This window comes from Flavobacterium sufflavum, from assembly GCF_004016525.1.
Lineage (GTDB): Bacteria > Bacteroidota > Bacteroidia > Flavobacteriales > Flavobacteriaceae > Flavobacterium > Flavobacterium sufflavum.
The window spans coordinates 148,058-161,582 of sequence record NZ_SACJ01000007.1; the positions used below are offsets into that span (position 1 = coordinate 148,058).

Consider the following 13,525-nt stretch of genomic DNA (forward strand, 5'->3'; position numbering starts at 1 on the left):
TAGCATAGATAAAGTGTAAAAAATGATTTAATTTTACGCTAAAATAATTTAAACCCCTTAGGATGGATTGGATCACAGCAAAAGAATACGAAGATATCACTTATAAAAAATGCAACGGTGTTGCCAGAATAGCATTTAACAGACCTAATGTTCGAAATGCTTTTAGACCTAAAACAACTTCTGAATTATACGACGCTTTTTATGATGCGCAAGAGGATACTTCTATAGGTGTCGTTTTGTTATCGGCAGAAGGGCCATCAACTAAGGATGGAATTTACTCTTTTTGCAGCGGTGGCGATCAAAATGCACGCGGTCATCAAGGATATGTAGGTGATGATGGATATCATAGATTGAATATTCTTGAAGTACAACGTTTAATCCGTTTTATGCCAAAAGTGGTTATTGCAGTAGTTCCTGGTTGGGCTGTGGGCGGCGGACATAGTTTGCACGTAGTTTGCGATATGACTTTGGCAAGTAAAGAACACGCTATTTTTAAACAAACAGATGCTGATGTAACCAGTTTTGACGGAGGTTACGGTTCGGCTTATCTGGCTAAAATGGTGGGACAGAAAAAAGCACGCGAAATTTTCTTTTTAGGACGTAATTATTCGGCTCAGGAAGCGTTTGAAATGGGAATGGTAAATGCTGTAATTCCGCATGACGAATTAGAAGCTACGGCTTACGAATGGGCACAGGAAATTTTAGCTAAGTCGCCAACATCAATCAAAATGCTGAAATTCGCGATGAATCTTACTGATGACGGTATGGTTGGTCAACAGGTTTTTGCCGGTGAAGCTACCAGATTAGCGTATATGACCGAAGAGGCTAAGGAAGGTAGAAATGCATTCCTTGAAAAAAGAAAACCTAATTTTGAAAAGAAATGGTTGCCATAATTTAGTAAGCAGTATTCAGTTTTTAGTATTCAGTTAGAACCAGAAACTAAAAACCGCAAACCATAAACAATAAAATTATAATGAAACACTGGATTGAAGCCGCAAGATTGCGCACCTTACCTTTGTCTGTATCAGGAATTATTGTAGGAAGCATGTATGCTCTGGCGCATCCTACGGATGAGATATTAACGCCTACCGAAGTTTTTAACTGGAGACTTTTTGGCTTTGCCATTCTAACCACATTAGGATTGCAAATCCTTTCTAATTTTGCCAATGATTATGGTGATGGAATGAAAGGAACCGATAATGAAGACCGAATAGGGCCTAAACGTGCCATTCAGAGTGGTGTGATTACGCCTGCTGCTATGAAGCGTGCTATTATTATCACTTCTTTTTTGACCTTGCTTTCGGCAATGGCATTGATTTATTATGCTTTTAGAGATACTAATTTATTCTATTCGCTATTCTATCTTGTTTTAGGGATTTTGGCAATTTTATCTGCAATTAGATATACCGTTGGAAATACCGCTTACGGTTACCGTGGTTATGGCGATTTGTTTGTCTTTGTCTTTTTCGGATTGGTAAGTACTTTAGGTGTGAACTTTTTATATTCAAAGCAACTTGATTTCGAACTTATTTTACCGGCTATGGCTATTGGTTTTTTAAGTGTAGGGGTTTTGAATTTGAACAATATGCGTGACGAAGCTTCGGATAAAAAATCAGGAAAAAATACGATTGTTGTAAAAATAGGTGGAGCAAAAGCTAAAAAATACCACTACTTTTTAATTGTTGGAGCGATGGTTTTGACCTTGGTATTTGCTATTATAAGCGAATTCAAATTTGATCAATACTTGTTTTTATTGGTTTATATTCCTTTAACAAAACACTTAATTACAGTATATAAAAACAAAGAACCTAAAGCATTAGATCCAGAGTTGAAAAAGTTAGCCTTAAGCACTGTTGCGCTTTCGGTTTTATTGTCTTTATGTATGATTTACTTTTTTTCAGATATAATTGTTAATGCCTTTTTAGGCGGAAGATAAATTCTTGGTTTGCAGTTTTTAGTTTATGGTTTACAGTTAAATTCATTCATTGTAACAATCTTATTTATCTTTAATAAGAAATAATGAATTTTTTAAAATCTGCATAAATCGGCTAAATCTGCGTGCTAATATTAAAACATAATAAAAATGAAAATAACTTATTACGGACATGCGGCTTTAGGAATTAAAGTAGGAGGAAAACACATTGTTGTGGATCCTTTTATTTCGGCAAATCCATTGGCTGAACATATCGCTATCGAAGATTTAAAAGCCGATTATATTTTGCTAACCCATGCACATGGAGATCATATTCTGGACGTTGAAGCAATTGCAAAACGCACCGGTGCAGTTATTGTTTCTAATGCTGAAATTGCGGGGTATTATGCTGCCAAAGGTTTTCAGGCGCATCCCATGAATCACGGCGGAAGCTGGAATTTTGATTTTGGAAAAGTAAAATATGTAAATGCTATTCATTCGAGTTCGTTTCCTGATGGTTCAAACGGAGGAAATCCGGGTGGTTTTGTTATTGAAGGCGAGCATAAAAATATCTATATCGCTGGCGATACCGCTTTAACAATGGATATGAAGTTGATTCCGATGCGAACCAAATTAGATTTAGCGATTTTTCCAATTGGCGATAATTTCACTATGGATGTAGAAGATGCAATTCTGGCTTCTGATTTTGTGGAATGCGATAAAATTTTAGGCTATCATTACGATACTTTTGGTTATATTAAAATCGACCATAAAGAAGCTATTCAAAAGTTTTTCGACAAAGGAAAAGACTTAATGTTGCTTGAAATAGGAGACAGCATCGAATTGTAAATTTTTTAGAAGCTATCCCGATAGCTATCGGGACCTGCTATCCGCTGCAATCTTGCCTGCCGAACACCGGCAGTCAAGGATTTCCGTTGCTATCAGGGCTAGTTTCGTATCGTTAACATAAACACATCCGTGAAAAAAATAATTACACTGCTATTCATTAGCATTTTTTACCAGTCCGTTTTTGCTCAAAAATCAGGTTATTGGGACAAAGAAAGAGCTACTTCTAAAGAAATTGTTGTTTCGGCAAGAGATAGGATAATTATAGAAACCGATGATTTTCCGGCAGGAACAACCGAATTGATTTATAGAATTACCCTTTTGGATGATAACCAACAAATGGCAAGCAGTTTGGTTTCGGTTTTGAAATCGATTCCGGATCCTACAGGAATAAGTCAGGGTTCGGCAGGAGCGGTTTTTTTATTGTCCAAAATTTCGGGAGACGACAAATGCAAATACGTTATTTTTTCGACTAAAGAATTAGCTGATGCCTATAGTTCAAAGGGAGAAACTGCTAATGCTTGTTTGGTTCAAAACACTCCCGTGAGCAAAGATGCCAAGCGTCTTTCTATCGATAAATCTACTTGCATTAAATCGAATACGAGTAAATTGTATTTTGGTTTCGAGAGTTCCAATTGGATTATGAAACAGAAAATCGTTCTCGAAGTCGTGCCTTGGGTGGATGCAAAATTAAGTAGAGGCTGGACGCTGGAAAACCGAAAAAACATCATCAGTCAATGCAAAACTTCGGCTTTAGCCAGAAAAATGGCGAATTCGGACGATTTCTGCGTTTGTATTGGCGATAAAATCCAAAAACAATATACTTTCCAGGAATTCCAAAAACTTCTGCCTATGGAGCAAACCAAGGCTTGTAAGGATTTTGGGGCGAGTTGTTTTGAAGAAACCGGAATTGCAAAAACTGTTTTTAATGATTTGAGGACAAAAGCTTCGAATAATATCAAAAAAGGTGATTATGGTACTGCAATAAAAAACTACAACGAAATTGTCAATCAACAAAAAGCAACTGCTTTAGATTATAGTAATTTGGGCTATTCTTATCTTTTGACTAAACAATTTGGAAAAGCCATTAAGTCCTTGAAAGAAGGCGAAAAACTGGATGATACAGAGTTGTTAGTCAAATTGAATTTGGCACACGCTTATTTATTGAATGGCGAATATTCGAAAGCAAAAACAATCTATAAAGAATACCAAAATCAAAATGTTACTGATAGTGTAAGCTGGACTCAAAAAATTAAAGACGATTATCAAACTTTTACAAAATCTGGAATTCAAAATCAGGATTTTGAAAGGGTTTTGAAGTTGTTGAATTAGAGAAAAGAAAATAGAATAAAGAGAAAAGAGTTGATTTTTGAAATAAGTTTGTCAGTTCGAGCGAAGTCGAGAACTTTTCAAAAATCTTAGCGAAACCTTAGTGAATCTTTGCGGTAAAATGCCCTTTGTGGTTAAAAACAATGAAAGCAACCTATCATAAATACATTCTTAATTTCAAACGACCATCAGGAACTTCCCGTGGTGTGATGACCGAAAAGGAAACTTGGTTTCTTGTTCTGGAAAAGGACGGAAAAAAGGGAATAGGAGAGTGTGGAATCCTAAGAGGTTTAAGCGCTGATGACCGACCTGATTATGAAGCCAAATTGCAATGGACTTGCACTAATATTCATTTGGGTAAAGATGCACTTTGGGAGGTTTTAATGGAGTTTCCTTCGATACAGTTTGGAGTCGAAATGGCTTTTCAATCCTTAGCGAGTGAAACACCTTTTTTACTCTTTCCTTCTGAGTTTACTGAAGGCGAAAAATCGATTGAAATTAACGGTTTGATTTGGATGGGTGAAGCAGCTTTTATGAAGCAGCAAATAGAAGAAAAACTGGCGCAAGGTTTTCGTTGTGTAAAACTCAAAATTGGCGCTATAGATTTCGAAAAAGAATTAGAATTATTGCGCTTTATTCGGGAACATTTCACCCCTGAACAAGTAGAAATTCGTGTGGATGCTAATGGTGCTTTTGCCTTAAATGAAGCTTTAAGTAAATTAAATCAATTGTCTGAATTTGAATTACATAGTATTGAGCAGCCTATTCAAAAAAATAATACTGACATGATGACAGGGCTGTGTAAAACGACTCCTTTTTCCATTGCCTTGGATGAAGAGTTAATAGGTGTGTTTTCATTGGCTGAAAAAGAGGAATTACTACAAAAAATCAAGCCTCAATATATCATTTTAAAACCGAGTTTCATAGGTGGTTTTCGAGGGACACAAGAGTGGATTTTATTAGCCGAAAAATACCAAATTGGTTGGTGGATTACCTCGGCTTTAGAGAGTAATATTGGCTTAAATGCAATCGCTCAATGGACTTTTTTACAACATAATGTAATGCCTCAGGGACTGGGAACAGGAGCACTTTATACCAATAACTTTGATTGTCCGCTTGAAGTTTCTGCAGGACAATTGTGGTATAAAAAAGAGTTGGATTGGAACTTTAATTTTGAAAAATTATAGCTGTTTACCGTTAATAAAAAAAAAATATTGTAAGATTTTTATTTTTTTTGTATTCAAAAACTAATTTGAGTTAAGAGGAAGTGTAGACTTGATTTTTTTGTTTCTTTTTAATCAAGAAAAAAGAAAATTAATTAATTTTTACTTAATAAAAGCGTCATCAGTAGCCTGTCGAATATTTAGAAAAATAAACACTTCGACAAGCTCAGTGTGATAATTATTGAATTAATAATCCAGTTTTCCGGCCAATTCTTTTAAGGCAATTTCAGATAATTTGGCTTGATACTGGGCATTGCTGTAACGTACTGTTGCGTTGATATAATTTAATTGGGCAGTTCTGAATTCTAAAGTCGTAATGGTCCCAATACGGAATTTATCCAGGGTGATTTCCAGATTTTTTTTGGCAATTGCTTCGTTCTTTTCTTCTAATGAAATCAATTCCAAATTAGTTAAATAGGTTTGGAAGGCAGTCGCTAATTGAGTTTCCAGTGCCTGACTTTGTTGTTTAATTTGTATTTCGGCATTTTCAATGGCTAAATGTGCAATTTTTTCGTTCCGATGTTGTGCCATACCATCAAATAGATTTAACGAAGCACTGAATCCATAATTCAATCCTCTTGCCGAAGACTGGGTAGTAAATCCTAAACTGGACTCATTTTCAGAAAAATTATAACCTGTATTTACTTTTAATGTTGGATATCGAGTTGCTTTTACTTGTTTTAATTGTAATTCGGCGACTCTTTTATTGATAATTTGGGCTTCTAACTGTGGATTTTGCTTTTGTGCCAAATCACTCAATACATCTAATTTTAAACCGGCATCTACCCGAATAAAATCCATTACTTTGAAATCAATTTTAGCCTCTCTGGCCAGAATTTGGTTCAACAAAATTTTAGTATTGTTGTATAATTCTTTTTGTTTCAACAAAGTCACTTTATCGGTGTTTAAATCTACCTGAGCATTTAAAACCTCCAGTTTAGAAGCTTTCCCAATGTTAAATCGGTTTTGTGCCAATGTTAGCCTTTGATTCGAAATAATAAGTGTAGAATCCAGGGCTTTTAATTGTTGCTGCTGTTGTACCAGGTCATAATAAGTGGCATAAACATCACCAATTTTAGTTAAAACATTCAGTCTTAAAGTAGATTCTCCTAATTTTTGAAGTTCTTCCAGTTGGTCTCTTTTAGCAAACATTTTCATGCCGTCAAAAATGGTCCAGTCTAAGCCTACACCATAAGTCAAACTATTGCTTTTTCCGTTGTTCACGCTGTTAACCGTACCGTCCGAACGAGTTTGAGATAAATTTTGAATATTATTATTGTCAACTATAGTTGCAGTTAGTTTAGGCAGCATTCCTGCATTTCCAATCGTATTATTGGTTTCGTTTACTTTTAAATTATTGGATGCAATCTTAATTTCATAATTATTTTCCAATGCAATTTTCAGGGCATCTTCAATAGTCAGGACTTCCTGAGCATTTGTTTTTGCAATGCAAATCAAGAATAAAATGAGACTTTTTAATATATTTTTAGTTTTCATAGGATAAATGTTGTCTACGAATTATTTTTTGAAACTAATAGCTTTAAAGCTGTCAGTTTTATTAAATTAAAATCTATGATTTACTTTGATTTTCGTATTCTTCAATATGTTCAAATTCCGGATAATGTTTTTTGGCTCTTGACCACATAAAGTAAAGAGCAGGAATGACAAATAAAGTCAGAATTAAAGAGAAAATAGTTCCTCCTACGATAACCACTCCCATACCAATTCTACTAGTAGCAGCAGCACCTAATGATAAGGCAATAGGCAATGCTCCTAACGAAATGGCTAAACTGGTCATTAAAATAGGGCGCAATCGCGCTTCGGAAGCTTCCATAATCGCGTCAATTTTTGATTTTCCCTGTTCTCTGAGCTGATTGGCAAATTCCACAATTAAAATACCATTTTTAGTTACCAGTCCAATAAGCATTACAGTCCCAATTTGGCTAAAAATATTCCAGGTTTGGTCAAATAACCAAAGAGAAAATAAAGCCCCTGCAACCGCCATTGGAACCGTTAAAATTATAATAAAAGGGTCGATGAAACTTTCAAATTGAGCTGATAAAATCAAGAATATCAACAACAAAGCCAGTCCAAAAGCAAAAGCAGTATTGGAGCTACTTTCAACAAAATCACGGGATTCTCCCCCTAAATCTGTAGTGAAAGTATCATCAAGAACTTTAGCTTTTATTTCATTCATGGCTTCAATTCCGTCGCTTATACTTTTGCCCGGAGCCAGGTTTGCAGCAACTGTGGCTGACATGAAACGGTTGTTGTGGTACAATTGAGGAGGATTACTTTGCTCATCTACATGAACAATATTATCCATTTGAATTAATTCTCCTTTGTCGTTTTTGACATACATTGAGGTTAAATCCAATGGTTTGGAACGGTCTTTTTGATCAAATTGTCCAATAACCTGATATTGTTTTCCTTGTTTCATAAAATAACCAAAACGCTGTCCGCTTAACGAAAGTTGTAAGGTTTGAGCAATATCAATTACCGAAACTCCCAGACTCTCGGCTTTTTCACGATCTATGGAAACATTGATTTCGGGTTTGTTGAATTTTAAATTTACATCACTCATAGAAAAAGTTGGATTGTCAGCAACAGCTTCCATAAACTGAGGAATTTTAGCTCTTAATTTATCAAAATTTTGATTTTGAATAATGTATTGAATAGGCAATCCGGCACGTCTGTTTACAGCAATTGTAGGCTGTTCAGTAACCGAAATTTTAGCATCAGGATATTGTTTTGTCCATTTACCTAATTTATCGGCAATATCATGTTGCGATACTTTTCGATCTTCGGCCTCTTTTAATGAAAGTCGGATAAAACCACTGTTTACTGCTGATGCAGCCGAATTAGGCGCAATAAGGGTTAAGGCTACTTTTTTCTCCGGAATAGAATCATCGACTAATTTTGAAATTTCCTGCATGAATCGGTCCATGTACTCAAAGCTGGAGCCTTCAGGAGTAGTCATTCTAATCATGATAGAGCTTCGGTCGTCATAAGGAGCCGTTTCTTTTTTTAATAAATTATAGAATGTAAATATGAGTCCGAAACAAGTTATCAAAATAGGGAAACTAATCCATTTTTTTACCATAAAACGCTCCAGGGCATCAGCATATCCTTTGTTTAGTTTTTCAAAATACGGTTCGGTTAACTCGTAAAATTTAGATTTCTTTTGCTCGCCTCCTTTCATTAAATAGGCATTCAACATTGGTGTAAGCGTAAGTGATACAAAGGCCGAAATTAATACCGCAGCACCAATAACAACTCCAAATTCCCTAAACAAGCGACCTACAAATCCTTCCAGGAAAATTACAGGTAAAAATACCGCTGCCAGGGTGATAGAAATAGAAATTACGGCAAAGAATATTTCGTTAGAACCCTTGATGGCGGCTTCTATAGGACTCATTCCTTCTTCGACTTTCTTGAATATGTTTTCGGTAACTACAATTCCGTCATCAACCACTAATCCTGTTGCCAGTACAATTGCCAAAAGAGTTAACACGTTTATCGAAAAACCAAAGAGATACATGATAAAAAAGGTAGCAATCAAAGAAACGGGGATGTCAATTAATGGTCGGAAAGCAATCGCCCAATCCCTAAAAAACAGATAAATAATTAAGATTACCAATAAAATAGAAATTCCTAAAGTTTCAGCAACTTCAAGTACCGATTTCTTGACAAAAATGGTGTTGTCTAAGGCAATGTTTAAATGGATATCTTTAGGTAAGTCTTTCTTTAAAGCGGTGAATTGTTTGTAAAATTCTTTAGAAATATCCAGATAATTAGCTCCCGGACGAGGAATAACAGCAAGTCCTATCAGTGGAAGACCTGATTGTGTAAGTTTAGTTTCTATGTTTTCGGCATCCAAAGTGGCATAACCAATATCGCTTAAACGTATATTTTTTTCACCATCCGAACGGATAATGATATTATTGAATTCTTCGGCTGTGGATAAGTTTCCAACTGTTTTTACCGTAAGTTCAGTATTTTTTCCAGTTAATTTTCCCGAAGGCAATTCGACATTCTGTTTTTCTAAGGCTGTTTTAACTTCTGCAACCGTACATCCATAAGAAGCCAGTTTTACAGGATCAATCCACAAACGCATCGCGTAGCGTTTTTGTCCCCAAATTTGTACGCCACTTACACCGGGAATGGTTTCCAGTCTTTGCGAAATCACATTTTCGGCATAGTCACTCAATTCGAGTTGGGTTCTCGAATCACTTTGAACCGTCATCGAAATAATGGCATCGCTATCGGCATCAGCTTTAGTAACTACAGGAGGAGCATCAATATCTTGCGGTAGTGATCTTAGTGCTTGAGATACTTTATCACGAACATCATTAGCGGCTTCTTCCAGATTTTTATTTAAATTAAACTCTACTGTAATAATGCTGCTCCCTTGATTACTGGAAGAGCTGATATTTCTAATCCCATCTATGGAGTTGATGGCTTTTTCCAAAGGTTCAGTAATTTGGGATTCAATAATATCGGCATTGGCACCGGTATAATTGGTTCTGATTGAAACCTGGGCGGGATCGATAGATGGAAATTCCCGAACTCCTAAATAGGTATATCCGATGATTCCGAATATGATAATTGCCAGATTCATGACTATGGTCAATACTGGTCTTTTGATACTTAAGGTGGATAGACTCATTTTAATTGGGTTGTGAGTTATGAGTTATGGGTTAGAAGCAAGAAGTTTGAGGTTAGGAGTTAGAGGATGGAAGTGTATTTGTTACAGACAACGCACAACTCATAACGCACAACTTTACTTCACTTTCACTTTCACTGGAGCTTCATCTTTTAAAGCCATTACACCACTGGTAATAACAGTATCTCCGGCTTTCAAGCCTGATAGTATTAAAAGGGAAGCATCAGTACGGGTGGCTGTTTCAACCATGACTTCCTTGGCTTTTCCAAAATCAGAAATAAATACTTTTTTTCCGTTTTGAACAGGAACAACAGCCTGAGTTGGTACTATAATGGCATCATTGATAATAGCCAAAGGCAATTCGACATCGGCAAAAGTTCCTGCTAATAATTTTCCGTCTTTGTTTTCGGCAATGGCACGAACTTGCAGGGTGCGTGTTGCTACTGCCACTGAAGGTTCTATGGCGTATATTTTTGCTTTGTATTTTTCTTTAGAACCACTTACCGAAAAGCTCAATTCGGTATTGTTTTTTATTTGGGTTGCATACTTTTCAGGAATTGAAAAGGTGATTTTTAGATTACCAAGGTTTACCAAATTACTAACTAAAATAGCAGGAGTGATATAGGTTCCAACAGAAATAGAACGCAAACCAATTCTTCCGGAAAATGGAGCTCTTACCGAAGTTTTGGCTATTTGAGCTTTAATTAATTGGCTTTGTGCTTTAGTCGAAGCGTGTTCGGCTCTGGCAATATCGTATTCTTCCTGGCTGATGGCTTCTTTTTGCAGTAAAAGTTTAGCTCTTCTTTCATTTTCAGCGGCTAAACTTTCTTTGGTGTTGGCTTGACTTAGTTGTGCTCTTAATTCCGAATCATTTACTTTAAATAGTAATTGTCCTTTGGTTACATTGCTACCTTCTTTAAAGTTGATGCTTTCTACGATTCCTGAAACTTCCGAACGGATTTCGACTTGTTCATTGGCTTCGATAGAACCTGATAAAGAAAGATTGTTATCAAAATTTTGGTATTGTACTACAATTCCGTTGACTTTAATTGGTTTCTTTTTATCTGATTTGTCTTTAGAATTTTCCGAATCGTCTTTGTTTTCAATGATTCTATAAGTAATAAACGAACCAAATCCGATGATGATTAAAGCGTAAACTAAGTTTTTTATTTTCATAATATGAGGGTGAAAAGAATTTAAAAAGGATAATTTATTTTTAGAAATGGGTTTTTAATATTTACAAAATTGATTTTGTTTAATTCTTGTGTATACAAGTATTAAAATTTAAGGCAATTTAAAATTATAATTTTCCTTGCTGTGCTTAGCTTTGACGAAATTTTTACAGAAAGGTTTATTTCTTTAAGAAATATATAACAAAAAAATGAAAGACAATATTTTTTGTTGAAACTAATTGCTTTTAAAAGAGGTTTTTAGCTAATGTAGTTCCAGATATTTTTTTTCTTGGTTAATTCCATATATACCGCTCTTAAAATGCTATGCTCCGGTTTTTGTAGAGGAGCATCGTCTGAAAGGATTTTCAAAGCATGTGCTCTGGCCAGAGATAATATTTCCCTGTCTTTCACGATATCGGCAATTTGAAGGTTTAATACACCACTTTGTTGGGTTCCCATCAGGTTTCCGGGACCGCGTAATTTCAAATCGACTTCGGCAATTTCAAAACCATCGTTTGTACGAACCATCGTTTCCATTCGGGTTTTGCTGTCAGAACTCAGTTTATGGCTGGTAATCAGGATGCAATAACTTTGTTCAGCTCCACGGCCTACACGACCCCGTAATTGGTGTAGTTGCGAAAGGCCAAAACGTTCCGCACTTTCAATAATCATCACCGAGGCATTGGGAACATTTACGCCTACTTCAATTACAGTTGTAGCCACCATAATATTGGTTTTTCCTTCGGAAAAGCGTTTCATTTCGGCATCTTTATCGGCAGGTTTCATCTTGCCATGCACAATGGAAACGGCGTAATCAGGCAACGGAAAATCTCTGGAAATACTTTCGTAACCGTCCATCAAATCTTTGTAATCCATTTTTTCTGATTCCTGAATCAGGGGATACACAATATAGATTTGGCGGCCTAAAGCAATTTCGTCTCTAAGAAATTTCCAAATTTTCAAGCGGTTGCTGTCATAACGATGCACGGTTTGAATGGGTTTTCGACCCGGAGGCAATTCGTCAATAACCGAAATATCTAAATCGCCATACAAGCTCATGGCCAAAGTTCGCGGAATAGGAGTGGCGGTCATCACCAAAATGTGTGGCGGAATATCGTTTTTTTTCCACAATCGGGAACGTTGTTCTACTCCAAAACGGTGTTGTTCGTCAATAATGGCTAAACCCAAACTATGGAATTTTACTTTGTCTTCCAGCAGAGCGTGTGTGCCAATAAGGATTTGTAAACTACCATTTTCCAGTTCTTCATGGATGATTTTTCTATCTGAAGTTTTAGTTGAACCAGTGAGTATTTTTATATTTAAATTCAGTTTTTTAGATAATTCTGAAAGCCCAATAAAATGCTGATTTGCCAGGATTTCTGTTGGCGCCATCAAGCAAGCCTGAAAACCGTTATCCATTGCCAGCAACATACTCATAAAAGCCACAATGGTTTTTCCGGAACCTACGTCACCTTGTAATAAACGATTCATCTGGGCATTGGTTCCCATATCGGTTCGGATTTCTTTAATCACTCTTTTTTGCGCATTAGTCAGCTCAAAAGGCAGGTGATTTTGATAAAATTCATTAAAAAAATCGCCTACTTTGGTAAATGGATGTCCTTTTATTTTGTGTTTCTGAATCAGGTTTTTCATAATCAGTTGGATTTGGATGAAAAACAATTCTTCAAATTTTAATCGAAATTGGGCTTTCGCCAAGGCATCGGCACTTTTAGGAAAATGGATATTGAATAAGGCGGCATTCTTCGGAATCAATTTCAACTCTTGCGTTAAGTAATCAGGCAAAGTTTCTGTAAACAAGGCTTGTGTTTCCAAAAATAATTGTTGCATCATTTTGTTTATTACCCTGTTTGAAATTCCCCGGTTAGTCAGGGTTTCGGTCGAAGGATAAACGGGTTGCATAGCCGAACGCAAACTTTGTTCGTGCTCGCTCCACAATTCGATTTCGGGATGCGCCATGTTGTACATTCCGTTAAACGAAGTACATTTTCCAAAAATTACTATGATTTGATTTAGTTTCAAGGATTCCCTAATCCATTTGTGTCCTTGAAACCATACCAATTCCATTTGCCCTGTATCATCTATAAAAGTTGCTACAAGACGTTTTCTGCCTTTGGCAAATTCTACGGTTTTTATATTGATAATCTTCCCGATAATCTGGACCTCAGCAACGTTGTTTTGTAACTCGTTGATTTTGTAATACCGCGTGCGATCCATGTAGCGGTTGGGGTAAAAATTGAGTAAATCGGCATATTTATGAATTCCCAATTCCTTACGCAGTAATTCGCCCCTGCTGGGACCAACACCTTTTAAGTATTCGATAGGAGTAAGTAGGAGATTATTGGAAGACATTTACGGA

The 13,525-nt window shown here is 36.1% G+C and carries 9 protein-coding genes; 5 read left to right on the forward strand and 4 right to left on the reverse strand.

All coding sequences use genetic code 11. The features are described 5' to 3' along the window. Positions 1-62: 62 nt before the first annotated feature. The 5 genes from EOD40_RS12280 (at position 63) to EOD40_RS12300 (ending at position 5,274) form a co-directional block, all read left to right on the forward strand. Positions 63-893: a 1,4-dihydroxy-2-naphthoyl-CoA synthase gene (locus EOD40_RS12280; protein WP_128195944.1), complete on the forward strand. Its 831-nt coding sequence runs from the start codon at positions 63-65 to the stop codon at positions 891-893. An 80-nt stretch (positions 894-973) separates the two neighbouring features. After that, complete coding sequence (gene menA / locus EOD40_RS12285; RefSeq protein WP_128195946.1) at positions 974-1,936, forward strand: 1,4-dihydroxy-2-naphthoate octaprenyltransferase; 963 nt, start codon at positions 974-976, stop codon at positions 1,934-1,936. Positions 1,937-2,083: 147 nt separating this feature from the next. After that, a complete protein-coding gene (locus EOD40_RS12290) occupies positions 2,084-2,761 on the forward strand; it encodes a metal-dependent hydrolase (protein ID WP_128195948.1) in 678 nt (225 codons plus the stop codon). A 129-nt stretch (positions 2,762-2,890) separates the two neighbouring features. Further along, positions 2,891-4,090, forward strand: coding sequence for a tetratricopeptide repeat protein (locus tag EOD40_RS12295; RefSeq protein WP_128195950.1), 1,200 nt, complete (start codon positions 2,891-2,893; stop codon positions 4,088-4,090). A gap of 140 nt (positions 4,091-4,230) precedes the next feature. Beyond that, positions 4,231-5,274, forward strand: a complete 1,044-nt coding sequence (locus EOD40_RS12300) for an o-succinylbenzoate synthase (protein WP_128195952.1) — start codon at positions 4,231-4,233, stop codon at positions 5,272-5,274. Between the two features lie 222 nt (positions 5,275-5,496). On the opposite strand, the gene EOD40_RS12305 is transcribed toward EOD40_RS12300, so the two are convergent. The 4 genes from EOD40_RS12305 to recG form a co-directional block, all read right to left on the reverse strand. After that, a complete protein-coding gene (locus EOD40_RS12305; RefSeq protein WP_128195954.1) occupies positions 5,497-6,807 on the reverse strand; it encodes a TolC family protein in 1,311 nt (436 codons plus the stop codon). A 73-nt stretch (positions 6,808-6,880) separates the two neighbouring features. Then, complete coding sequence (locus tag EOD40_RS12310) at positions 6,881-9,979, reverse strand: efflux RND transporter permease subunit (protein WP_128195956.1); 3,099 nt, start codon at positions 9,977-9,979, stop codon at positions 6,881-6,883. A gap of 114 nt (positions 9,980-10,093) precedes the next feature. Then, positions 10,094-11,152 carry an efflux RND transporter periplasmic adaptor subunit gene (locus EOD40_RS12315; RefSeq protein WP_128195958.1) on the reverse strand — a complete coding sequence of 353 codons (1,059 nt, stop codon included), beginning with the start codon at positions 11,150-11,152 and terminating at the stop codon, positions 10,094-10,096. Positions 11,153-11,406: 254 nt separating this feature from the next. Then, positions 11,407-13,518 (reverse strand): ATP-dependent DNA helicase RecG, encoded by a 2,112-nt coding sequence (recG, locus tag EOD40_RS12320; protein WP_128195960.1) that lies wholly within the window; start codon positions 13,516-13,518, stop codon positions 11,407-11,409. Positions 13,519-13,525 lie beyond the last annotated feature (7 nt).

What these genes read in the sequence shown, in the direction of transcription:
- EOD40_RS12280 (WP_128195944.1), top strand. Translation starts at nt 63, where the DNA reads ATGGATTGGATCACAGCAAAAGAATACGAAGATATCACTTATAAAAAA.
- menA (WP_128195946.1), top strand. Translation starts at nt 974, where the DNA reads ATGAAACACTGGATTGAAGCCGCAAGATTGCGCACCTTACCTTTGTCT.
- EOD40_RS12290 (WP_128195948.1), top strand. Translation starts at nt 2,084, where the DNA reads ATGAAAATAACTTATTACGGACATGCGGCTTTAGGAATTAAAGTAGGA.
- EOD40_RS12300 (WP_128195952.1), top strand. Translation starts at nt 4,231, where the DNA reads ATGAAAGCAACCTATCATAAATACATTCTTAATTTCAAACGACCATCA.
- EOD40_RS12305 (WP_128195954.1), bottom strand. Translation starts at nt 6,807, where the DNA reads ATGAAAACTAAAAATATATTAAAAAGTCTCATTTTATTCTTGATTTGC.
- EOD40_RS12310 (WP_128195956.1), bottom strand. Translation starts at nt 9,979, where the DNA reads ATGAGTCTATCCACCTTAAGTATCAAAAGACCAGTATTGACCATAGTC.
- EOD40_RS12315 (WP_128195958.1), bottom strand. Translation starts at nt 11,152, where the DNA reads ATGAAAATAAAAAACTTAGTTTACGCTTTAATCATCATCGGATTTGGT.
- recG (WP_128195960.1), bottom strand. Translation starts at nt 13,518, where the DNA reads ATGTCTTCCAATAATCTCCTACTTACTCCTATCGAATACTTAAAAGGT.